At 59.9% G+C, this 24,477-nt stretch carries 11 protein-coding genes and 5 pseudogenes; 4 read left to right on the top strand and 12 right to left on the bottom strand.

The features are described 5' to 3' along the window. Positions 1-235: pseudogene (locus I6F28_RS35680) on the top strand (IS701 family transposase); the annotation flags it as partial. A 260-nt stretch (positions 236-495) separates the two neighbouring features. Here I6F28_RS35680 and I6F28_RS35675 read toward each other — a convergent pair. Continuing rightward, positions 496-654, bottom strand: a complete 159-nt coding sequence (locus I6F28_RS35675; RefSeq protein WP_225143638.1) for a hypothetical protein — start codon at positions 652-654, stop codon at positions 496-498. Positions 655-1,292: 638 nt separating this feature from the next. Here I6F28_RS35675 and I6F28_RS35670 point away from each other — a divergent pair. After that, positions 1,293-1,520: a hypothetical protein gene (locus I6F28_RS35670; RefSeq protein WP_225143636.1), complete on the top strand. Its 228-nt coding sequence runs from the start codon at positions 1,293-1,295 to the stop codon at positions 1,518-1,520. Between the two features lie 484 nt (positions 1,521-2,004). On the opposite strand, the gene I6F28_RS37965 is transcribed toward I6F28_RS35670, so the two are convergent. The 8 genes and pseudogenes from I6F28_RS37965 to I6F28_RS35635 form a co-directional block, all read right to left on the bottom strand. After that, on the bottom strand, positions 2,005-2,229 hold the full coding sequence (locus I6F28_RS37965; protein ID WP_463671691.1) for a DUF6894 family protein: 225 nt from the start codon (positions 2,227-2,229) through the stop codon (positions 2,005-2,007). A gap of 1,856 nt (positions 2,230-4,085) precedes the next feature. After that, positions 4,086-4,688 (bottom strand): acyl-CoA dehydrogenase family protein, encoded by a 603-nt coding sequence (locus I6F28_RS35665; protein ID WP_225131106.1) that lies wholly within the window; start codon positions 4,686-4,688, stop codon positions 4,086-4,088. Positions 4,689-4,711: 23 nt separating this feature from the next. Next, positions 4,712-4,945, bottom strand: a pseudogene (locus I6F28_RS35660) (ABC transporter ATP-binding protein); the annotation flags it as partial. Between the two features lie 46 nt (positions 4,946-4,991). Then, positions 4,992-5,189: pseudogene (locus I6F28_RS35655) on the bottom strand (dimethylsulfone monooxygenase SfnG); the annotation flags it as partial. 269 nt (positions 5,190-5,458) lie between these two features. Beyond that, positions 5,459-6,502: an IS110 family RNA-guided transposase gene (locus I6F28_RS35650; protein ID WP_225131108.1), complete on the bottom strand. Its 1,044-nt coding sequence runs from the start codon at positions 6,500-6,502 to the stop codon at positions 5,459-5,461. Between the two features lie 89 nt (positions 6,503-6,591). After that, positions 6,592-7,777 (bottom strand): annotated as a pseudogene (locus tag I6F28_RS35645) (IS3 family transposase). Positions 7,778-7,977: 200 nt separating this feature from the next. Beyond that, the gene (locus I6F28_RS35640; RefSeq protein ID WP_225131109.1) at positions 7,978-8,997 is read right to left on the bottom strand and encodes an IS110 family RNA-guided transposase; all 1,020 of its coding nucleotides are present in this window, start codon (positions 8,995-8,997) and stop codon (positions 7,978-7,980) included. A 104-nt stretch (positions 8,998-9,101) separates the two neighbouring features. After that, positions 9,102-9,729: pseudogene (locus tag I6F28_RS35635) on the bottom strand (LLM class flavin-dependent oxidoreductase); the annotation flags it as partial. A 317-nt stretch (positions 9,730-10,046) separates the two neighbouring features. On the opposite strand from I6F28_RS35635, the gene I6F28_RS35630 reads away from it, so the two are divergent. After that, positions 10,047-10,271, top strand: coding sequence for a hypothetical protein (locus tag I6F28_RS35630; RefSeq protein ID WP_225131111.1), 225 nt, complete (start codon positions 10,047-10,049; stop codon positions 10,269-10,271). Positions 10,272-10,509: 238 nt separating this feature from the next. On the opposite strand, the gene I6F28_RS35625 is transcribed toward I6F28_RS35630, so the two are convergent. Beyond that, on the bottom strand, positions 10,510-10,791 hold the full coding sequence (locus I6F28_RS35625) for a DUF3551 domain-containing protein (protein ID WP_128947516.1): 282 nt from the start codon (positions 10,789-10,791) through the stop codon (positions 10,510-10,512). Positions 10,792-11,350: 559 nt separating this feature from the next. Here I6F28_RS35625 and I6F28_RS35620 point away from each other — a divergent pair. Next, positions 11,351-12,034: a helix-turn-helix domain-containing protein gene (locus I6F28_RS35620; protein WP_225131113.1), complete on the top strand. Its 684-nt coding sequence runs from the start codon at positions 11,351-11,353 to the stop codon at positions 12,032-12,034. A gap of 231 nt (positions 12,035-12,265) precedes the next feature. Here the strand turns inward: I6F28_RS35620 and I6F28_RS35615 are convergent, their stop codons facing one another. Then, complete coding sequence (locus I6F28_RS35615) at positions 12,266-12,778, bottom strand: hypothetical protein (protein ID WP_225131115.1); 513 nt, start codon at positions 12,776-12,778, stop codon at positions 12,266-12,268. Between the two features lie 1,283 nt (positions 12,779-14,061). Beyond that, entirely contained in the window at positions 14,062-23,994 is a 9,933-nt protein-coding gene (locus I6F28_RS35605) for a non-ribosomal peptide synthetase (RefSeq protein WP_524536128.1), read from the bottom strand. Positions 23,995-24,477 lie beyond the last annotated feature (483 nt).

Below are 24,477 nucleotides of genomic sequence, written 5' to 3'. Positions count from 1 at the left end.
TGGGCTTGATCACTTCGAAGGGCGATCATGGCAGGGTCTTCATCGCCACGCCCTGATGACAATGATTGCCTACGCCTTCTTGCAGCACCGTCGCCTCGCACATGCGGGACGGAAAAAAAAGAATCAACGGGCCTCCGCCTCAACCAACCATGCCCGCCGTACGCCACGCCATCGTCGATCTCATTCTCCGGCCGCCATCGCAGCGATGCCCGCACTGCAGAAGACGAATCCGTGAAAAACCACAGCACAAACCAAATCTGCCAAAGTAGTGCTAGTCCGGGTGTTCAAGCCCGCGGACACCTTGCCCCGATTCGGCTAAAATTCAACCCCTTCTTGGGGGTGCCCCGGCGTCCACATCCTAAATTGCGCGCAACCCGCCAGCCAGGCTGAGCAAGAAGCGGCGTAGGCCCATCATCAACGATTTGCCTACATCATCCAGCTGACTTACGGAATTTTTCCGCATTCTCCGCTGCAGCAGCGAGCGCCCGGGACAACTCAAGCGCTTGCGCCGCCGTCACCTGGAAATGAAGGCCCACAATGCTTCGCGATGACGACCGTGATCTCATCGTCAATTTGCTCAATGCAGACTGCCGCCGAATTGTCTATTTCGATCTCAGCGATCCGGCCGGGATAGTCATACTCTTCGTCTGACATCGCTGCACTCCATGCGCCCCGGGTGGTTCGTATATAGGAGATCCTGTGTCAGGTCACCGTGCTCTGTGGGCGGACCAAGATCATGGTTGCCCAGCCCCGCCCCCACCCCGTAAGGTTGCCGCGATGTTTGGGGATTTCAAATGGGCTATTTAAACGAAAAGGTACGTGGGAGCGCACGTTTCGGCTGAGAAGCCACCACGGCGCTTCAAAGGGATTGCTCGCCGTACTGTTCTGGTTCTGGGGCGTCATCGGACTGTTGTTCAACGCAGGCACGCTATTTGGGCTCACAGGCAGTATCGGCGTTGGGACGTCCGCCTATTTAACGGCTACGTGCCTCGTCTGGATTGGCGGCATGGTGCTGTTCGGTGTTGGCGCCCTACTCGCTCACACTGACTTTGATGGTGAGCGGCCGGTTGAGGAACGCTACGGCGACGTGCGGGTGTCGCGGTAGGCGCTAGATGCATTGGAGTAAATTGCATTGAATGATACGAACCCCGGCCTCGCCACCAGCACGGCATGCACACACTGCTCGGCCCAATTGCCTTTGGATTCCGAAGAGTGTCCCAATTGCTCTACTCCCGCGCTGCCTCGCTTCGGATACCTTCAGTTTTTTTGCAGAACTGGAGCGAAGGAGAATTATGGACGCACGTTTTGGCGGCCTCGTCTTGGGGCGCGATGGACCTGAGGACGATATACCGTTACTTCAACATCAAGGCGCCGGTGTCTTCGCCCTAATTGGAGTAATGCAGGGCGGCGAATACATTCTGTCAGAGGAAGCTACCAAACGTCACTGGACCAGGTTGCAGGAGATCAACGCTGAAAAAGATCGCCGCCCAGCTTTTCATATTCTCCACAAAGCACCGTGATCGACACAAATCTCATGCCCCCCGAGGTGACTTTGGGTCGCCTATCATGGTCAGTTTATTATCAATCGGTTTGCGACGGCTAAATATTTCGACGAGTTGGAAAGGATGAACGTAGTTTCCATTGTTGAAAAACTGCGTGGCGCAAAGGCTTGATCGTAGAACCACGGTTGACTGCTCATCCTGCGAGGAAATACCAAGATGCATATAGGCGTAATAATCGGCCTGATCCTGCTTCCATTCGCAGTGCTGCTCTCGATGGCTGCCAACAAGCAACATCGAGACGAGACCGGCGTTCCATCACCATCGCGCAAGCAGTTCAACAGGTTCTATCGGACTGCGCGACGCAAGGGCATATCGGTTGACCAAGCTTACCAAGAGTGGCTTGGCCGAGAACAGCGAAAACGGAAGTAAAGGAGTCGCCAGCACCAGGGTCGTTCACACAAGCCGCAAAGTGACCTGAGCTAAACTTCCCACGGTGGGAAGTTTACCAGGCAGCTCGGCCAACCGCATGCCGCGCGATCTCTACACCGGCGCTATCGACAACTATTACCACTGTGCCACTCCCTGGATCGTACTCGGGATCGCTGCCGATCTCATGAGCGACCCGGGCGCCGTACTGGCTCGCGAGAGCGGCTGAGCCAAACATCTCGCCGGCATCGTCCGCCTGTAGTTGTCCGTTATGGATAATCGGAAGATAGTAGCGCTGCACAGCAATGGCCCTCGTTTAGCAGCAATCATGCGCCCACCTCAGGGCGGGACGCACGTGTCATAAACGACAGGTGCCGTCAAACTGCGAGACCACATCCGCACCACCGGCAGCGTCGGGGACAGTGCTGTCAAGATCGTGGCCAACTACTTGTTCAGCTTCTCGATCTCGGCCGCAGTTACCTTCTCGCCATTGGTAACTGGGCGCGAATCACCGCGCCCTTCCACTGAAAAAGCTGGATAGCAGCCAACCACCCTTGCGACTCTCTGACGATTCGTTCATTTAGCTAGATGGTGCATCCGAATCGCCCACTCCGCGATGCGTGGAAGTCGTCACGACTTACATGGATTTCGGCGGCTTCGCTCGTCGAAGGAGGGCCAGGCTCGATCCTGGCGCGATCTCGGAAAGGAGGTGAAACAGCATGTTTCACTACCCGCACTGTGGCGGCACCCGCCCTGTAAGCGTTCGCGCTTACACACGGTTCCGCCTCGGTAAATGGGAGTGGGTCATCGCCCACTGCCGCGGACTGCCCAGCTAAGCTGAACAGTCCGCATCTCAGTGACTTGGGGCGGTGTCTCATGGGCACCGCCTCCTTTTTTCCGGCGGACCGGATCTACAGAACAACCAAGCACGACCATTCGTTGCAGTAGGCCTGCGTTAAAGTGGCTGTTCGAATTCTTTTCAATGGGTTGGTCGTCGACGAACTGACTGTCGTCGTTTATGGTTAACGGGCCGTTAACCCGCCTTGCCATAGTTCCTCCCCAGATCTGCGACTATTCGAGTCGCGCGAGCAATTCTTAACGAATTACTAGCGTTAGACGCTAGGGAATCAAGCCTTGCGTTTTTTGCAGGTTGTCACAATCCCTCGATTCGGGCCGTCATCAACTGCTTTGATGCGATTCGACCGCTATATATTATGCGGTATGCGACCCTGCTACCCCCAAGCCGTTGGGGGGCGGCGGTCAAAGAATTGTTGCTGCTCTCGGGTCCCTCGCCCTATAGTCGCCTCCGGTCTTGGGGGTAATTTTTCATGCGTCAATTTGCGATTGCGGCGCTCTGCGCCGCGCTGGGCGGCTGTGCTGGCGAAAGTCGCGGAGCTGAAGAAGCAACAGGAAACTGCGGCTGCTGCACCTGCTGCCCCTTAGCCAAAGAGGTCCGCAGTTAAACCAGCCCGACCAATTCGGCGAAGGTCTCGACCACTGATAACCCAGTTGTCCTTGAAGTTGATGCCGAGCTTGGCCATGTCCTTCTGGATCGGCACCCACTTCTCTTTACCGCGAGGAAGGGCTCACCGTCCGCAAACGGCGGGCTCGCCGCAAGGCCGTGGGGACCCGTGCCCCGATGAAGCTGTGCGAGATCAGTCTCGTTCTTTGGGGCGCTTATGGCAAGGACATCCTGCGCAACCCGAGCTCGAACTCGCTGTCTACGATTCGCGACATCAAGGATATGTCTGCAGAATAACTGCGCACAAGCGGCGCGATCTACGAAAATCCTGCGGACATTCTCAAGTATTTGACGGATTTAGTTACGACAATTAGGTGAAGTGACGTGATACAGTCCAAGTTGGACCGGGGCTCCTCCTCTTAGATATCGAACCGGAACGAACTCGTCCGAGTGTGGCGATTGATTTTAGATCGGGCGCTTGGGACGTCGAAGCGATCAGCGAAGATCGGTCCCCTTTTGTTGAGCCCGGCCAGCAGCCAATCGTTTCGAGGATGGAGCTCCTGAGATCAGATGCCACCCAAGCTGCCTGGATTAGCGACACGCCTCCGGAAGGAGCTGCGCGTGAGTCAGGATCTACTGAGGCGCTTCACATGGGAGATCAGATCGATCGACATATGCCTTGACGATCTTCGGTCCTACCAGGCGAATGCGCTCGGCATTACAGGTCCGCAAATGATGATCTTGATGGCACTGACGGAACTGGAAGAAGATGATGGTGTTCCCGTCAACGCTGTCGCGAAGCTGAAATCAGCTTGGCCGGAACTCGTTGTGAACGACTTTTCTGCGTTGAGGAGATAATTGTCGCCTTCGCGCGATGCCTCGGAGAGGTTGTACCACCAGTGCCCACCGGTGGCGCGCTCGCTGGTCGAATATGTGCCAAGCAGGGCGCCATTGTTCGCCTTGAGCCAGCGCTCCTTCTGGTCGTCGTTACCAAACAGGCTGATCGTCTGAGCCGCGCCGACATGCATGACATAGACGAGGCCGGTCGATGCATCGGCCTGTCCGATCCGGTAAGCGGCTTCGGCAAAATCAACATGGCCAAGAGCGAGGCCCCCAAAGCGTGATTCATTCAACACGCCGGTCCAGCCGGCTTCCGCCAATGCCCTCAGATTTTCTCTTGGAAAGCGACTTTCCAGATCATTGCGATCGGCATTGACCTTTACGGTCGCATCAATCGCGGCATCCAGCCGAGAATAGATGTCAGAATCGAACTTGCGAGCAAGATTGTCGTTAGCCATTGGTCATTCTCCCTTGTGTTTCGTCAAACTGCGACAACGGCATGGATGAGCGGTTTCTCGGCGGCGTCGGTTTGCGGCGAACCGCCGAGGTAAAGGGCCTTGATGTCGTCGCGGCTGTGCAATTCGACTGACGAGCCGGACAGCACGCTACGGCCGCTCTCAAGCACGACAGCATGGTCGGCAAAGCGCAGCGCCACCGTCGAATTCTGTTCCGCGACCAGGATTGAAAGCCCCTGCTCGCTGTTCAGCTGCTTCAGCGTCCCTGTCGCAATCGCCATCACGTGGCTGCCCCTCGCTTTACACCTATTCGGCAGCCTGAACGCGTACGGGCGTCCTTGTCTCGAGTTCGCGGACCAGCGGGATCACATGCTTGCCGAAATATTCGACCTCTTCCTGGAAGTGCAGGAACCCGAGCAGGATCAGGTCGGCGCCGGCATGCTTGAGCTCGATGATCCGTTCAGCGACTTGCTGCGGCGTGCCGATCAGGTTCTGACCTTGCCCCCATATGTGGAACGGCCCGCGAGGCAAGAGCTTTTTCAGTCGATTTCACACATTGGGACGGTGCGGTCATATGTCCGGCCTTTGCGCGCGGCACAATATGGCCGCTGGCCTCGATGAGATCCGCGGAACGAGGAGCCAAATCAAGTTTACGCGCTTGAGCGCATTGGGGGCAGTAGCTTCACTCGTTTCGGGATTTCGTCCCAAGGGTTCATCGCCTGTTGTTGCACCTTGCCCTCTGCCGGCCTGCGCCGGTCAGATCATTTTGGTGGTCACTGCGTCACCGCGGTAACCGCCAATGGGTCGGGACGCCGATAACTTCCGCCCTTGTTCAGGAGCGCCCAGATGATCCGCGCTGTCTTATTGGCCTGCGCGACGGCGGCAACCTTGAAGGGCCGTCTGGCAAGAAGGGCCTTCAGCCACGGCCGCGCCCGAGCGTCGTTTCGGACGACCCGCAAGACGGCCGTTGCCCCGACAACGAGGAGAGAGCGGAGTTCCGGATTTCCCATCTTCGATATTCGTCCCAACCGCTCTTTGCCTCCGCTTGAATGAGACCGCGGCGTCAATCCCAGCCAGGCGGCAAAGTGGCGAGCCGACTTGAACCCGCCGGGATCCGGCACAAGCGCCTTGATGGTCGCCGCCGTAATGGCGCCGACGCCAGGGATTGTGGTCAACCGACGCATGTCCTCGTCGCGCTTGGCCTCCACAACGATTGCGCGCTCGAGCCTCTCGATCTGGTCGGCTGAAGCTTCAATCTCGTCGGCAATAGCCATCAGCGCGAAGCGCGCTGCTGCGGGCAGGCGAGCATCTGTCTCATCCCGTATGATTGCGACCAGCGCCTCAACCTTTGCCAGGCCGGCGGTGGCGATGATGCCCAATTCTGCCAGATGCGCGCGCAACGCGTTGACCGCCTGCGTTCGCTGCCGCACTAGAAGAGCGCGGGTCTTCAGCACCATCGCGGCAGCCTGTTGCTCAGCCGTCTTAATCGGCACGAAGCGCATGGTCTTTCGGGTCACCGCTTCGCTGATGGCCTCCGCGTCCGCCGCATCCGTCTTACCACGCTTGACGAAGGGTTTGACATAAGCCGGCGGAATGAGCCGGACCTCATGACCGAGAGCTGCGATCTCGCGTGCCCAATAGTGGGCGCTACCGCATGCTTCCATTCCCACCAGGCATGGTGGCAGCTTCTCAAAGAAACGCAGAACTTCGCTGCGCCGTAGCTTCCGGTTGAACACGGGTGAGCCCTCGGCATCCGCCCCGTGAACCTGGAAAACGTGCTTGGCCAGATCGAGCCCGATGGTGATAACCTGTTTCACGGAACGGTCCCTCCTTTGTGGCGTTCGAACAACGACCACGTTCTAGCACTTTGATGCTGTTGGAGCGGGCCGTTCCACCACATCAAGTTTTATCCAGTCCTGAGTTCGCCCCGGCTGTTGGATTTAGCCGAATGGGCGGTGGTAGCGACGGGAGCTGGTGCGGAGCCATCGGCATAGCGCAGCGCCAGATCCCGTCGCGGGTTGCAGGTGAAGGCAAACTCCGATGGTGTTTTCCATCCGAGTTGCGAGTGAGGTCGCGTATCGTTGTAGTCGGCCCGCCAATGTCCGAGTTCGACGCGGGCCTGGGCCAGCGACGTGAACAGCGTCTCGTTCAACAATTCGTCTCGGAGACGGCCATTGAAGCTTTCGATGAAGGCATTCTGCGTCGGCTTGCCGGGCGCGATGTAATGCCAGGCGACGCGGCTCTGATCGGCCCATGTCAGGATGGCGTTGCTGGTCAATTCGGTGCCGTTGTCGCTGACCACCATTTTGGGCTTGCCGCGCTCGATGATCAGCCGGTCCAGCTCCCGCGCCACCCGGGAGCCCGACAGCGAGGTATCGGCCACCAACGCCAGGCATTCGCGCGTGCACTCGTCGACCACGGTCAGGATGCGGAAGCGGCGGCCATCGGTGAGCTGGTCCGAGACGAAGTCGAGCGACCAGCGGTCATTCGGCGCTATCGGCACCACCATCGGCGCTCGGGTCCCGATCGCCCGCTTGCGGCCGCCACGGCGACGAACCGCGAGCCTCTCTTCCCGGTAGAGCCGGAACAGTTTCTTGTGGTTGACCAGATAGCCCTCCCGCCTGAGCAGAACATGCAGGCGCCGATAGCCGAAGCGACGGCGCTCCTGGGCGAGCGCCCTCATGCGTTGGCGCAGGGCGGCATCATCCGCCCGGGACGTCTGGTATCTGATGGTCATGCGGCAACAGCCGATGGCTTTACACGCCCGCCGTTCGCTCATCCCGTGGGCATCCATGAGATGGGCGACAGCTTTCCGCTTCCCCGCGGGCGTCACCACTTCTTTCCCAGGAGGTCCTTTAACGCAGCATTGTCCAGCATGGCGTCGGCCAAAAGCCGCTTCAGACGCGTGTTCTCATCCTCCAGCGTCCTCAGCCGCTTGGCCTCCGATACCTCCATCCCGCCAAACTTGGCTTTCCATTTGTAGATGCTGGCATCGCTGACGCCGTCCGGCACAGATCGGCAACCGACACGCCAGCTTCGTGCTCCTTCAAAATCCCGATGATCTGCTTCTGTATTCGGTCTGCTTCTGTCAATCCCTTAAGAGCGCGTGCCGCGGGTACCTTGCTTCTGTTCGTGGTCGGCAAAGCCGCCACACGATGGGGTTCGGTTGAATGGTCGGTTCAAGCTCTTCGGCGTAGTCAGCCGCCTGGAGGGCGGACGCCACGACAGATCATACGAACTCGACCATCCCCACGCCCCGCGACGGGCGTCTCTTGGGATGGCGATGGCGTCCTTACGCCACCGCCGTCCATCGGAATTCGGTTCCATCAATCCACATTCGGTGAAGGACGACAGCCATCTTTCTGGCCAGCGCGACCTTCGCACGCTTGCTTCCTTGCCGGTGGGCAACACGCACCGCCCAAGCCTTCATCGGAGACCATCGGGTTGATGGCCTGAGAACAACGTTGGCAGCTTCGAACAGGGCTGTGCGCGTCTCTCCATCTCCGACTTTTGTGATCCGTCCCACCCGATCAACCTCGCCAGATTGGTATCGCCGGGGCGTTAACCCGAGATAGGCACCGACGGATTGAGAATGCAGGAATCGCCTCGGATCGTCCACAGTGGAGCGGAAGGTCAACGCAGAGACCGCGCCGATCCCCGGCATTGTCATCAAGAGCCGACAAGCCGGGTCACTGCGCACGGCCTTCAGAACCAGACGATGCAGTCGGCCGTACTCCCGCATCAGCGCTTCGCGTCCGGCAAGCAGCGGATTCATGATCGCCTCCAGCAAGTCGTCATCGCCGACCAACTCACGAACTCGCGTCGCGAACAGACTCCGCGAGACGACTCCTACTTTGAGACCGAGCGGACGCAGAAGTCCGCGGATGACTTGCTCTGCGGCAGCGATGGAGCGGATGATATGCTTGCGAGCCGCGGCCAGCGTCCGGGCCCTTTGACTGCCGATGCTCTTGACGTGAACAGGCTTGAACCATCCCGTTCTCACCACCTGCGCGATCCCACGGGCGTCATTCCGATCGGTCTTCACCGGCATGGCCGAAAGTGCCGCCTTAACCTGGCGGGCTTCCAAACTGACGGCCGGCAGCCCCAGTTCGATTAGATTTGCGGTCAGCCATTCTGACGTCGGTCCTGCCTCAAGGCCCACCCGTTGAACTTGACCAGCCCATGGTTCGAGGTACTGCACAATCGATGGCGCATCCGCCAAGATGGTTCCCTCCCGGATAAGCTTTCCGGTCTCGTCCACCGCACATACCGCAACGGAATTCAGCGAAACATCGAGGCCGACGTAGATCATGACTTTTCTCCTTCGGATGGAGTTGGTCCATGATCGTCAGCCAAAACGTGCCGCGCAGCAAATAGGTCAGACGATCGGGACCGAATACCCCATCTCTTCCGTAAAGCGGCTGCCTCGGGCGTATTCCCGTTCGTGAAGTACCAGTCGGACACGCGAGCGGCCATGTCGCGGGCGGCGCGCGAAGAGCCGCCCTGGAAGATCTCGGGCAGCGGATCGAGCGGTTTCGGCTTCAGCGAGTACTCGTTGAACCGATAGAAGTCCCCCTTGAGTGTGAAGCTCTCTTCCCTCCAAATCCCGCGCAGAGCATTGATGAACTCCTCCGAACGCCGGTAGCGCTCATCGTGATCGAGCCAGGCTCTCCGATTGCGTGGAATTCACCGCGGAACCAACCGGACACAATATTCACCGCAACGCGCGCGTTGGTAAGCTGGCCGATTGTCGCGATCTGCTTCGCCGCTACGGCGGGATTCCATGGCCCGGGAAGGAGAGCGGCGATCATCTTGAGCTTTTCAGTCGCAGCCAGCAGCGCATGCGAGAAGCTGACCGGCTCGTGCTGCTTGTCGGCTCCTAACCCGCCGTGAATCGGATCTGACTGAGTGCGTAGTCGAAGCCCGCCTTTTCGGCGATCTGAGCAAGCTTCCGGTTGTAGTCGATGTCCCAGCTGGTACGCTGCTCGATCGAAGAAATCACGAGCCCGCCGGATACGTTCGGCACCCAGTAGGCGAATTTGATCGGTTCGTTGTTTACAGACTAGTGGTTTGTCCCTTGAGAATGACACTTACTGCGAGGTAGGCGCGGCCTGAGCGCGCAGCACCATGCGACCACGCCGATCACGACGAACGGGCGCGACACTGCTGTTCAGCCAGCGTTTGCGTTATTGATTTCGAGGAGCTGGAGCGATCTCAGGCCAGATCGTCTCTATGAATTAAGACGCCGCTCAGGAACAACACGAACACAACTGGTCGACGAGCTTGCTCGGAATCGAATGCGTAACGTTGTCGAAGACGTAGTTGCGCATTGTCCGCGCTCCTGAGTGGGACCATCGCCTGATGATCAATCCTCTCAGAGATTGTTCGACCATGCGAGTCCAAGACGAACTATTTTTCGCCACGCGGGGAAAATCAGCTTCCTTTTGTTTAGCGGCGAACGCATCGTTTGTTGCTGTGTGGGTGCAAGCTGATCATTTCCTCGCCGCGCAGAAGGTCATTCAAATCGCCACGGCCGTACGGCGGCATCGGACCATCTGCACCAAATACTGCGGCTTCGGCCGCTGACTGGAATATTCCAATCGCATTCGCCGGCATCTGAGATCACTTGCTCTGCCGAAGAGATCGGAGACATCGAATTCGCATGGTCGGACCGGCTATTGCCGTCCAACATGCAAGCACGCTCGGCACTGGACGCAATCAAACGAACGCCCCAACGGATTCAGCGCAGAATAGGCGGGGTCGAGCGAACGGCAACAAGAGCCTGGACGGCCCGCCCGTTCATCCAACGCCGTCCTTGGCTGACCTAACGACGTTCGCTCCAGCCGAATTGCCTTCCCTGTCGCTCGAAGGCGTAGATCGGATTGATACCGCAATAGGCATATGTGCCAGAGGCGGTAGCCATGCACTGGCTATAGGTTGAGAACTGGCAGTTGCCCGGATATCCCCAGGCTCGGCCCTGCAAGCAATAAACGTCTTGCCGGGCCGGTGGGGTGTACGAATGAACCCGTGAAGCGGCGGTCGAGCCTGATCCAAAGCCGACGAGGATAGGAAGTGTTAGCACTCCGATAGCGAGAACGTAGCGCATGAGATCTCTTGCCTCCGTTAATTCGCTGAAGGATAGAGGATCCGAATAAAGCGGTTTGATCTTAATCAATGGCGGATGGTGGGTCCAGTCGGACTATCGTCAGCAAGACCATCACCCGTGGACAGAGACCCGAGCGGGATACTTGAGCAGGACGTTGGATATAAGGGTGGGGAGCAATGAGAGGGTTGGAGCGGATTATTCGACCCGTCCTCGGTCCTGGGCTAACCCGCCGGCATTTCGAAGCAGCCTTCCAGCGACACCGCCCGGCGAAACGCATCTTTTAACCGCGACTTGGCGCCTTCGCGCAGCAGAACACTCGTACAGCAGTCAAATCTAGGATCGTTTCATTCGCTCTGAGGCGTGTTGCCGGGCACCTATCCTCGACGATCGAAGGCCACAATTGCCTCGCCTCGACTGTTGCGCGGGCACTGCGTCACAAGGACACGACTTCTTTTTCATAGATGATTGTTAAATACTGTGCAGGCATCCATAGATTGCACCAAATTTATTCGCGAGGCTCCAATTCCCTTCGCATATTCTGGTTTAGGAGTGTCGGACCATGTTTGTGAGCATCACCACAGACCAAAGATCCCGCATCAATTCGCTCAGTGAGCTCGGCATATCGAGCGGGTCAAATCCGATCGTCAGCTTGAGCGAATTCACTTACAAGAAAGGTAAGACGATCTACATCGAGAGTGACCCAGCCGAGTACGTCTATCAGGTCAGAAAAGGCGCGGTACGGACTTGCAAGTTACTCCCCGATGGACGCCGTCAGATCGGCGCATTTCATTTGCCAGGTGATATTTTTGGACTCGAGAACGGCGTAGCCCACCGATTCACGGCGGAAGCAATCATCCAAACCACTGTTCGCCTGATCAGGCGGCAACATCTTGAGACGGTGGCCGAGACTGACGCGGTTGTCTGGCGCACTTTGCTCAGCCTGACTACGAATAACTTGCAGCACGCCGAAAACCATATGCTGCTGCTTGGACGCAAAACCGCTCTGGAGCGCGTTGCCGCGTTCTTGCACGAAATGGATGAACGGCTCACGGCTGCTGACGTTATCTCGCTGCCAATGTCTCGGCGTGATATCGCGGATTACCTTGGCCTGACCATCGAGACCGTTTCGCGTGCAGTATCGCAATTGCACAGTGATGGCGTCCTCGATTTCATCGGCAATACTCAACGCGAGATCGTGATTCTGGACCGGCAGCGGCTCGCGAGCGTTGACCTGCAAAGCTAAATCGCGGACGGCGTAAGACCCTTCGGTCGAGGCCAGGATCGCTCGCGCAGCAACTACCGGCTTTCAGACATAAATTGGTCCGCATCTCTGAGGCGCACCAGTCAGCTTTCGAGCACTATTTCCTGAACGCTACGATGTGCCTTCGCACGGTGCCGGTAAGCACCGCCGGATCATACAGACAGTTGAGCCAACCGGTCAGCATTTTGGCAACCCGTCCTTTGGAATAGACGCTCAGCCGTTCTCCAGTTCTACATCGCTGATATGGGGCCCACGTGGTGAATGGTCATTGTTCTGCTTCTCTCCGCGCAACTCAGTAGACCGAAAATCCACGCTCACGAAGAATATTCCCGTGTCGTTGGAGAGCCAGACTGTATTTCTGCGGGATCCAAGACATTCGTTCGAGGCGGCGCGCCATTCAAGGAAAAAAATCAGCTGCGCGAAATGGGTCATCGCAGAGTCGGGGCGGCGAACGCATGACGTGGATACGATCAATGCGTAAAACTGAATGCATTCCATTCGAGAAGCGATTCGCTCCGGCCTGTGCTTGAGGGGATCGCCGCGGGGGCGGTGGAGCGCGAGCGAAACCGCGTTGTCCCGTTCGAAGCGATAAAGCTGCTCAAAGCGGCGGGGTTTGGAGCCTTGCGGGTTCCGGTCAAGTTCGGTGGTCTCGGCGCATCGCTTCGTCAGACCTTCGATCTGCTCGTTGCACTTGCGCCTACGGACTCCAAGGCGCAGAGGACACACTTCGACCTGCTCGAGGACTTACGCCTGAACAAGGATGAGGCCACCAAGCGCGGTGGCTCAGAGCCATCGCGAATAGTGCGATAATCGGAGTCGCGATAACAGAGTTGGGCGTCGGCGCCGGCGATCGCTACCAGCCGGCGGTGACGTCGGACCAAGCCGGATTACAGCTCAATGGCAACAAAACATTGCACGACTGGCACCCTGTACGCCGATCACGTGATCGTAGCGGCTGACCAGAGCGGCAAGCGGATCGACGTACCTCTCGATACCGGCCAGCCCCGCGTTAAGCATTCACGATGACTGGGATGGCTTCGGGCATTTTTACCCCCCCCCCACCCGTTCAACGGTTCGATCCGCTTCTTAAAGTTGCGGATATTGGCGATCGTATCTTTGCTCTCGCTATCGACATTGAAACGGCCGCGAAGATTGTCTAACTGCGCGTCCAAATAAATCGAGAGGACATCCGCGATAGCGATATCGTCTATGTGGAGGATTCTTCGCTTTGGCGTGTGTTTAGAGCTGATGTAATCTCCTAGCTTTTCCTCCGCGGCCGCAATCTCATCTGCAGCGCAGCCTGTGCTGACATCCCGGCCGTTGTCTCTGATGATCCAGATTGCCCGGTGAGTGATTTATGCGCTCTTGTTTCGGCGGGCAGCCTTGAGCTGAAGTCGGGCGCCCTTGCTTCTTCGCGGCATAGCTCTCTCATCCGTCCGATATGAGCCAGCGTTGTAAATTCCTTGCCCGCAATCTTCTCGATAACCAGTCGATTACGGTCGCGCTCACGACGCAAACCCGCGACGGTCATTCCTCCCAAAGGAAATGCGACCTTCACAGCATCGGCAAGGCGAAGTGGAGTATCAGGTGTAATTTCAGGTTGCGTTCGACGCGGCATCGACGCCACAGCGGGGCTGTTAAAAACCGAACTAAGATGTCAGCGCCTTATTGAAAGTAAACCTTTCCTTCCTTCGATCGTAGGATTGGCAGTTTCATCGCAAAATTGACGAGACACAGCATAACTTGAAGGAGGGACTGACCGTCACTCGGCTTCCTGACTCTGCTTGCTGCTGGCAGTTCCGCCGCACTCGATATCGATCGTGCCATTCTGGATGAGTGGAATACGTGGAAGAGTAAGCGGGCGCCTTTATCTGAAGGCCTGGAGTTCTGAGATCAGCTTTCAGCCGATCGACGACGTGTGCGCACAGGTCCAGGGAAAAACCAACGAGCAGCGGCGGATCTCGAGACGAAGCTTCGAACCCTCAGCTTTCGGAGAAAGTTTTCTCGGTCTATTCAACAGTCCCGATCAAGGCTGTTGAAATGGCTCGAGCCAGAACTCGGCGGTTTTCTGGATTGCTCACCATTGTCGCGTGGTTGCCTGGAACCGGTACGGCACGAATAGCCCCAGCATCCACGACCCGGTCCCAGCCCTGGTTTGGCAAGTCGCTACTGGGTCGTTTGTCAAATGGTACCCAACGACTGACGAGAGGCTCACTCGCATAGAACTGATGTATTTCAATCGCGAGCGACGGAACGCGATACGATTGTAGCGCGCGGTGAAATGTCGCGGCCCTTTGATACATTGAAACGTCACTGCGAAGATCGTGATCTGGAGCTAACGCTCCTATTTGCTGCGCCTTTTCAAGCAACTCAGAGATGGAACATGGTTCGGTGTCGCGTTCCAGAACCTCGTGATACTCATCGCGCAAGATTCCACAACGATCCAAAACAAATTCTCGCGCCAAATTCTTCAGTGATCCGTTTGAAGAAGCCGCGGGTAGACTGACATCGATGAACGCCATGAATGACACAACTTCATCAACACTCAGTAACTGCTCGGCAATTGCATAAGCCAGGATTGCACCTGATGAGTATCCAGCAAAACGGTATGGGCCACGGGGCTGGATCTGTTTAATCGCAAGAATCACCTCCACGGCCATCGTCTCAAGAGTCGGTGGACGAACGTCATCCAAAGGGGGCCATGGCAGAGCGTAGACCGAGCAGTCTGCATCCATTTCCGCTGCCAAACCGAGGACATACGAACAATCCCCAAAACCTGTGGGGACAAAGAAGAGAGGTGGCTGCAATCCGGTCGCTCGAACGGGAATCACCGCCGTGTTACTGGGCTGCACCTGCAAACGAATCTTCGATGCAAGCTCCTTTAGAACAGGGGCTCGGAAGAGGTCGGTGGCGCTAAAACTCAGCCCAAGATTTAATGCTTGACTGAGCATCTGCACGGCCAAAAGCGAGTGGCCGCCCAGTTCGAAGAAGTGGTCGTTGCGCCCGATGCGCTCGACACCAAGGAGCTCGGCCCAGATCTGCGCCAGCGCCGTCTCGACCGCACCTTGCGGCGACTGGTAGGCCGCCAGCGCATAGGCCTGATCGGCCGGCGCCGGCAGCGCGTTCCGATCGAGCTTGCCGTTCACCGTGAGCGGAAGCGCCGCCAGCCGCACGAACGCACTCGGCACCATGTAGTCCGGCAGCCGCGCACTTAAGTGCGCCCGCAAGGCGCCCGCAAGCCCGCCTCCATCGCCCTCGTCCGAGCCGGCCTCGGGCGCGCAGACCACATAGGCGATCAGATGTTTGTCGCCGGCGCCGTTCTGGCCCGCCACCACCACCGCCTCGCGCACCCAGGCGTGCTCGCAAAGCCGCGCGACGATCTCGCCCGGCTCGATGCGATAGCCGCGGATCTTCACCTGATCGTCGTTGCGGCCCAGGAACTCAAGATTGCCGTCCGGCAGATAACGTGCAAGGTCGCCGGTCCGGTACAGCCGATCGCCCTCGACAAAGGGACTGGCGATGAACCGCTCCGCGGTCAGCTCAGGGCGGTTCAGGTAGCCCCGTGCCACCCCCGCCCCGCCAATGTAAAGCTCACCCACCGCGCCGAACGGCACGGGCGCGCCATGGCCATCCAGCAAGTACACACGCGTGTTGGCGATTGGGCGCCCGATCGGGACCAATGACCCATTAAAATCAGCCGGGCAAGTCCAGATCGTCGCACAGACTGTTGCCTCGGTCGGGCCGTAAGCATTGACAATTGATGTTGGGGCCAGACTTCGGATGAGTTCTGGCTTCGGCAGCTCTCCAGCAAGAACGAGAGCTTGCACAGCCAAACATTTCGGATCCTTGTTTGTCTGAAGCAACGCTGGGGGTAATGTCGCGTGGGTGATGGCTTCGCTTTGCAGATAATCCGATAGCTTGTTACTCGCTTGACGGATCTCTTCCGCAGGCAAGTGCAAAGCGGCTCCGGAGCCAAACGCCATAACAAGCTCCCAAGCGCTTGCATCAAAAGCAATGGAGGCGAACTGCACGACGCGGCTGTTGGAAGAAGCGCCAAAGAGGCCGACCTGAGCCGACAGCAGATTGACCAACCCTTGATGCTGGACCATGACCCCCTTTGGGGTTCCGGTTGAGCCTGAGGTGTAGATCACATAAGCGAGATGGCCCGATGTGAGGCCAAGCGTGCGCCGGTCAGGGTTTGAAGCCGCCCGTTCGGCCCAGGCGGGCGTGGCCGTCTCCACATCGATGACCGTCACATCGGTCAGCACCTCGAGACCGAGTGCTGCGCGACCGACGACGTCGCAAAGCAGCAGCCGCGGCGCGGCATCGTCGACAACCTGATGCAGCCGCTCGCTGGGATATGCTGGGTCCAGCGGCAGATAGGCACCGCCAGCCTTGAGGATCGCCAAGACACCAACCACCATCGCCGGACTGCGTTCGAGGCAGATCGCAACCGGCTGGTCCGGCTTGACCCCGAGGGCGATCAGGTGATGCGCCAGCCGGTTGGCCCGCGCGTTGAGCTCGCCATAGCTCAGCCGCTCGTTTTCGCAGACCAGCGCCACCGCCTCCGGCGCCTTTTGCACCTGCGCCTCGAACAGCTCATGGACGCACAGGTCCGATGGATAGGCCTCCGCCGTCCGGTTCAGATCCTCCAGCAGATAGGTGCGCTCTTCAGCTGGCAAGATGTCCAACTCGCGTACCGGCGTATCCGGGGCATGCTCCAGCGCCTTTGCCAGCTCCTCGAGCACCCGCTGCATGTAGCCGCAGATCCGATCCGCAGAGATAGGCTCCGCCACCTGCACAGTGAGGCCCAGCGCCTCGCCAAAATCCTCCACCGACAGGGTCAGCGGATAATTGGTGCGTTCCTCCCCACCCAGCCATTCCATGCCCGACAAGACATCATCCATCCCGGAGCCGGGCACAGCCGGCGCCGTGTTGTGACGGTAGTTCAACAACGTGCTGAACAGCGGCGCCGACGCCGCAACAGCGCTGCAGCGCTGTACCAGCGCCAGCGAGGCCTGCTCGTGCGCCAAGAGCTCGGCCAGCCGGGCGTGCGTGGTTCGCACGCTCGCCTCGACCGCTGTCCCATCAAGATCAAGCCGCAGCGGCAGGGTGTTGATGAACAGCCCCATCGTGCGGTCGGCGCCAGCGCTGCCCTGCAGGCGGCCTAACAGCACCGTGCCGAACACCACCTGCTCGCGGCCGCTGCTGCGCGCCACCACCTGTCCCCACGCCAGATGGCACAGGCTCGCCAGACTCACGCCCAGCCGCCGTGCCTGTTCGCGCAGCCTCGCTTGGAGCGCTGACGGCAGCATCCGCTGCGCCTCTCGAACCCCGCTGCCGTCGCCGCGCACCTCGCGCAAGCCGAACGGCGTGCTCGGCTCGTCGATGTCGGCCAGCAGCTCCCGAAAGAACGCTTCATCGGCCTTGGCATCACGGCGTAGATGCGCCTGCGCCACCAGATTGCGGAATGGCTGCGGCGCCGTCAGCTCATGCTGGCGCCCCTCCAGCTCGGCCCGGACCTCAGCGTGCATCACGTCCCGCGTCGTGTGATCCCCGATCAGATGATGCTGCAGCTCCAGCAGCAGCCAGCGCGCGCTGCCGGGCTCGCGCGCAATCATAAATCGCAGCAGTGGTGCTCGGCCAAGCTCGATGCGGTGCTGGCGCGGATCAAACCGCTCCTTAAGCTGCGCGGCGCCAGCACCATGAGCGCCATCCAGCTCGACCTCGATCACCTCCAGTCGCGCCTCCCGCCACACCACCTGGGCCGGGCGCGACAGGCCCTCCCAGACGAACGAGGTGCGCAGAATGTCGTGCCGATTCACCACCCGCTGGACCGCGGCAAGATAGCGATCGAGCAGCCCACGCTCGTCAAACGCCATCTGCGATACCAGCAGGTACGGATCGCCCTTTGCCGCCAACAGATGATGGAACAGGATGCCGTCCTGCAGCGGCGACAGGCCGTAAATGTCCTGGATGTTGCAAATCCCGCCGGGCACTGTGGCGATGATCCGGTCGATCTCGCCCTGGGCCAGCTCAATCAGCGGCAACATCTGCGGCGTGATCGCCGCACTTCGCTCGGTGATCAGGTTGGCCGGGACCGCCACCTCGTGATGGCGGCCCAGGCTTGCAGCCAGATCAGCCAGCACCGGCTTGACGAACAAGGTGCGCACCTCGATGCGCAGTGACCGCCGCCTTAGACGCTCGATCATCTGCACCGCCAAGAGCGAGTGCCCTCCCAGTTCGAAGAAGTTGTCGTGCCGTCCGACCCGCTCCAGCCCCAGCAGCTCGGCCCAGATCTGCGCCAGCACCGTCTCCGTCTCGCCCTGTGGCGGCGCGTAGGTCCGGCGCGCATACGCCTCGTCGCCCGGGGCCGGCAGCGCGTTTCGATTGAGCTTACCGTTCAGCGTCAGCGGAAGCGCCGCCAGCCGCACGAACGCACTCGGCACCATGTAGTCCGGCAGCCCCGCACTCACATGCGCCCGCAAACCGCCGGCAAGATCAGATTCCTCAGCTTCGGCGGCAACGACATACGCAACGAGGCGCTGCTCGCCGCGACCATCCTCGCGCGCCACCACCACCGCCTCGCGCACGCAGGGGTGGCCGCAAAGCCGCGCGACGATCTCGCCCGGTTCGATCCGGAAGCCGCGGATCTTCACCTGCTCGTCGTTGCGGCCTAAAAACTCCAGATTGCCATCCGGCAGGTAGCGTGCCAGGTCGCCGGTCCGGTACAGCCGGTCGCCCTCGACAAAGGGACTGGGGATGAACCGCTCCGCTGTCAGCTCAGGGCGGTTGAGGTAGCCCCGCGCCACCCCCGCCCCGCCAATGCAGAGCTCGCCCACCGCACCGAACGGCACCAGCCCGCCATGACCATCCAGCAAGTAGACCCGCGTGTTGGCAATAGGACGGCCAATCGGGACGATGGCCTCATCAAACTCAGCCGGGCAGCTCCAGGATGTAACGTCGATCGCGGCCTCAGTCGGACCGTAGAGATTGTGCAGGGCCGTCCAGGGCAATACGCGCCGAACCCTATACACACTGGCGGCAGGGAGCGCCTCGCCGCTGCATAAAACCCGCCGCAGCGATGTGCAGCGGTCAACACTCTTCGCATCCAAAAAGCTGACCAGCATGGATGGCACGAAGTGAACCGTCGTGATGTGCTGGCTGACGATCAAGTCGACCAATGCATCGGGATCTCTGTGCGCACCGGGTGGGGCCAGTACCAGCGTTGCCCCTTCAAGCAAAGTCCAAAAGAACTCCCAGGCCGAGACATCGAAGCTTAATGGCGTCTTCTGCAACACGACGTCTGTTGGCTTCAGACCATAGGCGTTCTGCATCCAGATCAGGCGATTAACGATAGCCCGATGCTCATTCTGTGCCCCTTTGGGCGTGCCCGTGGATCCCGAAGTGTAGATCACATAGGCGAGGTTGCGGGAGGTCAGGCCGAGCGCGCGCCGGTCAGGATCCGCTTCCGGCAGGCTGGCCCAGGCCGGCGCCGCAGCATCGAGCTCCACCACGCTCACAATGGCCGGCACATCCGCGCCGAAGGCGGCACGGCCAGCCACATCGGCCAGCAGCAGCGGCGGGGCCGCATCGTCGAGCACCTGATGCAGCCGCGCCGACGGATAGGCGGGGTCCAGCGGCATATACGCTCCGCCGGCCTTCAGGATCGCCAAAAGCCCCACCACCATCATCGGACTGCGCTCGACGCAGATCGCAACCGGCTGGTCCGGCCTGACCCCGAGGGCGATCAGGTGATGCGCCAGGCGGTTGGCCCGTGCATTGAGCTCGCCGTAGCTCAGCCGCTCATCTTTGCAGACCACCGCCACCGCATCCGGCGCCTTGTGCACCTGCGCCTCGAACAGCTCGTGGATGCACCGCTCCGCAGGATACGGCGCCGCCGTCCGGTTCAGCTCCTCCAGCAGATACGTGCGCTCGGCAGTCGAGAGCAGCTCAATCCGGTGGACCTCTTGCTGCGCATCGGCAACCATCGCCCGCAGCTGCGCCAGCAGATAACCACGCTGCCGCTCGATCGTCGCCTGATCGAACAGCGCCGTGGCATAACCCAGCGTCCCAGCGATCACCTCACCCTGCTCGCCAAGGCTCAGCTCCAGATCGAACTTGATCTGATCAATCTCCTCCCCGGCAGCTTCGACACTCAGCCCCGGCAGGTCCAATGACCCAACCGCATTGTTCTCCCAGGCCAGCATCACCTGGAACAATGGCGTGTGATCAAGAGCCCGGGGCGGCTGCACGATCTCCACCACCTGCTCGAACGGCAGGTCCTGATGCTCCTGCGCAGCCAGCACCGTGCGCCGCGTCCGCTCCAGAAGCTCCGACACGCGCGGCTTGCCCGACAGGTCCAGCCGAAGCGCCAGGGTGTTGACGAAGAACCCGATCAGCTCTTCGATCTCGCGGTGCCCCCGATTGGCGCTCGGCACGCCAATCACAAGATCGTCCTGCCCGGACAGACGCGACAGCACCGCCGCCCAGGCCGCCAGCACCATCATGAACAACGTCGTGCCATGCTGTAGGCTCAGCCGCTTCAGCTCCCGCGTCAAATCCGCATCGACGGTGATCGGGACCGTGGCCGCGGCAAACGACTGCTGGGCAGGCCGCGCATGGTCCGTCGGCAAGACAAGACGGGCTGTGCCTGCCAGGGCGCTGCGCCAATACTGCGCCTGCTTCTGCAACCGTTCCCCCGACAGCCATTGACGTTGCCAGGCGGCGTAATCCGGATACTGGATCGCAAGCGGCGGCAGAGGGTCGTCCTGCCCAGCCTCGAATGCCCGGTAGAGCTGGCTAAGTTCACGCAGCAGCACGCCCATCGACCAACCGTCCGAGACGATGTGATGCTGGGTCAGTAGGAAGACGTGTTCCTCGTCGGCGATGCGGATCAGCCGCCCGCGGATCAGCGGACCGCGCGCAAGATCGAATGGCGTGCGCCCCTCTTCATGGCACAGATCCAAAAATGCCGCTTCCGCATCCGATCTCTCCCGCAGATCATGCTCAACTATCGGCAGACCCGCGTCCGGCGGCAGAACCTCAACCCGGGGCTTGCCTTGGGTCGCGACAAACACACTGCGCAGCGCCTCATGACGCGCAAACAGACGGTCAAGGCTGCGCTGCCAGGCGCTGCGGTCGAGCATCCCGCGCAATCGCAAGGCCAGCGAAATGTGATAGTTCGTGCTGCCTTCGTTCAGCTGAGCCAAAAACCATAGCCGCTGCTGCGCAAACGACAGCACAAGCGGCTCATGACGCGACACGGCTGCAATCGACGACAGCTCGTGCGGACCGGAGCGGCTCAACAGCTCGACGATGCTTGCCGCCAGGTCACTCAGCACTGGCCTTGCGAACAGCGTCGACAGTGGCAGTTCGACCCCGACAGCCTGTGACAGCCGGCTCGACATCTGCACGGCCAAGAGCGAGTGGCCGCCCAGTTCGAAGAAGTGGTCGTTGCGCCCGATGCGCTCGACACCAAGGAGCTCGGCCCAGATCTGCGCCAGCGCCGTCTCGACCGCACCTTGCGGCGACTGGTAGGCCGCCAGCGCATAGGCCTGATCGGCCGGCGCCGGCAGCGCGTTCCGATCGAGCTTGCCGTTCACCGTGAGCGGAAGCGCCGCCAGCCGCACGAACGCACTCGGCACCATGTAGTCCGGCAGCCGCGCACTTAAGTGCGCCCGCAAGGCGCCCGCAAGCGCGCCTCCATCGCCCTCGTCCGAGCCGGCCTCGGGCGCGCAGACCACATAGGCGATCAGATGTTTGTCGCCGGCGCCGTTCTGGCCCGCCACCACCACCGCCTCGCGCACCCAGGCGTGCTCGCAAAGCCGCGCGACGATCTCGCCCGGCTCGATGCGATAGCCGCGGATCTTCACCTGATCGTCGTTGCGGCCCAGGAACTCAAGATTGCCGTCCGGCAGATAACGTGCAAGGTCGCCGGTCCGGTACAGCCGATCGCCCTCGACAAAGGGACTGGCGATGAACCGCTCCGCGGTCAGCTCAGGGCGGTTGAGGTAGCCCCGTGCCACCCCCGCCCCGCCAATGTAAAGCTCGCCCACCGCGCCGAACGGCACAGGCGCGCCATAGCCATCCAGCAAGTACACCCGCGTGTTGGCGATTGGACGCCCGACGTGAGGCATCTGGGGCCAACATGACGGATCAGCTGCAAGGTGGTGCTCGGAAATGACGCTGATTTCCGTGGACCCATATTGATTGATCAATCTCGCGTTCGGATGTGCTTCGAAGAACGCCCTAAGCAGTGGAGTGGCCTGTAATCGCTCGCCGGCTGTATAAAGCTCTCTTAAAGCGCGCAGCTGCACCCGCTGCGTGCTCCAGACTTCCGCAAAATGATTCAATGCCACGAACGGGAGGAAAAGCCGCTCGATGGCCTCCCGCTCTACAAATTCCAGCAGGTCGGAGAAGCGCCTCCGGGTCTGTTCCCGCACGAGCACAAGCACTCCGCCGTCCTTCCAACAGATGAACAATTCCTGACAGGACACATCGAAGTTCAGGGTCGCGAATTGAAGTGTGCGCTGTTTTGACGTGCCAATGCCCGCAAGCGAATTCACAAGCGCGCCATGGGACATTTCAACGCCCTTGGGGATTCCGGTTGAGCCGGAGGTATAGATGACATAGGCGAGATGGCGCGATGTGAGGCCAAGCGTGCCCGGGTCCGGGTTCGAAGGCGGCCGCTCGCCCCAAGCCGGGGTCGTCGTCTCCAGATCGACCACCGTCACATCGGCCACGGCATCGGCGCCCAATGCGGTTCGACCGGCGACATCGCAAAGCAGCAGTTTCGGTTTTGCATCGTCGACAATCTGCCGCAGCCGCGCTGACGGATAAGTCGGATCTAGCGGCAGATAGGCACCGCCAGCCTTCATGATCGCCAACACACCGACCACCATCGCTAGGCTGCGTTCCAGGCAGATCGCCACCGGCTGGTCCGGCTTGACCCCGAGCTCGATCAGATAATGCGCCAGGCGGTTGGCCCGCGCATTGAGTTCGCCATAGCTCAGTCTCTCCCTCTCATGGACCACTGCAACCGCTTCCGGCGCCCTTTGCACCTGCGCCTCGAACAACTCATGGATACATCGCTCAAACGAAAAAGGCGCCGCCGTCCGATTCAAATCCTCAAGCAGATACGCGCGTTCGTCGGTTGGCAGAATGCCGATTCGGCCGACAGACTGCCCCGCATCGTCCATCACGCCGCGTAACAAAACTTGCAAATGCTGCGTCATGCCGTCGATCTGCTTGGGCGCCAATCGAGCGGCATCAAAATGCCAGCGGAAGCTCCCATCCAGAGCGCGAACCTCAAAGGTCAGCAAATCGCCGCATAAGGCTTGGCCAGTCTTGTGGCTCGCCGACAGATCGTCGGCGACGGAACAGCTTTCTGTCGCGATTGCAATACCAATCGGCCAAGGGTGGCGCGCCCGTAGCGCCTCCACTCCTCGCAGGGTCGGGCAGCGCGCGATAAGATCTCGGGCAAAGCTGGCGTGTGCCCTCAGCTGAGCGACTTCGGCCGCTACGGTTTTGCGCACTTCTTCAAAATCATAAGCAAGCTCAATGCAAACCTCCATCGGCACGACGGAGGCGATTACGAGTTTGGAGCCAGTTTGCAATCCGTCCCATGCAGGCTTCCATCCCAGTTGAAACTCTTTTTGCCCGGTGACTCGAGCGAGATAGATCAGCCAAGCGGTCACCAAATATTCCGAGCGATCTTGTGGGGAAAGTTTAGCCAAACCGCTTGGGCTAAACCACGAACTCGACTGCCATCGGGAAGGCGCCGCAGCCACGGACGATGACAGAAAAGGAAGATGCAATCTGCTAAACTGCTCGAGCCGCCGTCGCCAAAACTCCTCCCCACGCGCTAGCAGTTCATGCGCGGCAGATATGCTCTGCACCTGTTCATCGCTCAAGCTCGGAAGGCGACTTTCTTGATTCACGCAAATCGCTCACATCGGTTCGTATCTGTTGTCGGGCTTAGGCTGGTCTGCATTGATGTGACGAAACCCTTCGCCGAAGCAGATCACTCAATCTTCGTGCCAACCTTGCGCATCACCAAATATGGTGCCGGCAGCATCGCAGCTGCCACTCAACCGCGTCAGAGTTTCTGGTAAGCGTCCTCATCGAACGACTTCTCCTCTATGGCGCCCTTTAGACGATTACGCATCTATCGTGCCAACGGTGAAATCGAATTCAATCAATGCGAAAGCCACAGCAGCGCTATGTCAGCTGTCCAACAGCGTCGCCAGACATCGTACAATTGAGCGCGCTATCAATCGGCACAAACCTCCGCCCGCCTGGTCTTTCCGGACAAGGGAAAATGGACCTGGAATGCCAAAGTATTTTGTCAGCTCCGCCGAAGCGCATCGCGTGCGCCTTTCGTAAAACCGGAACAAAGACTTTTTCTGAGGTCCGCGTGCGAT

This window comes from Bradyrhizobium sp. NBAIM14 (assembly GCF_020193895.1).
Taxonomy (GTDB): Bacteria; Pseudomonadota; Alphaproteobacteria; order Rhizobiales; family Xanthobacteraceae; genus Bradyrhizobium; species Bradyrhizobium yuanmingense.
Note: the sequence above shows the minus strand (reverse complement) of the source record. Positions and strands in the feature narration are given on the sequence as shown.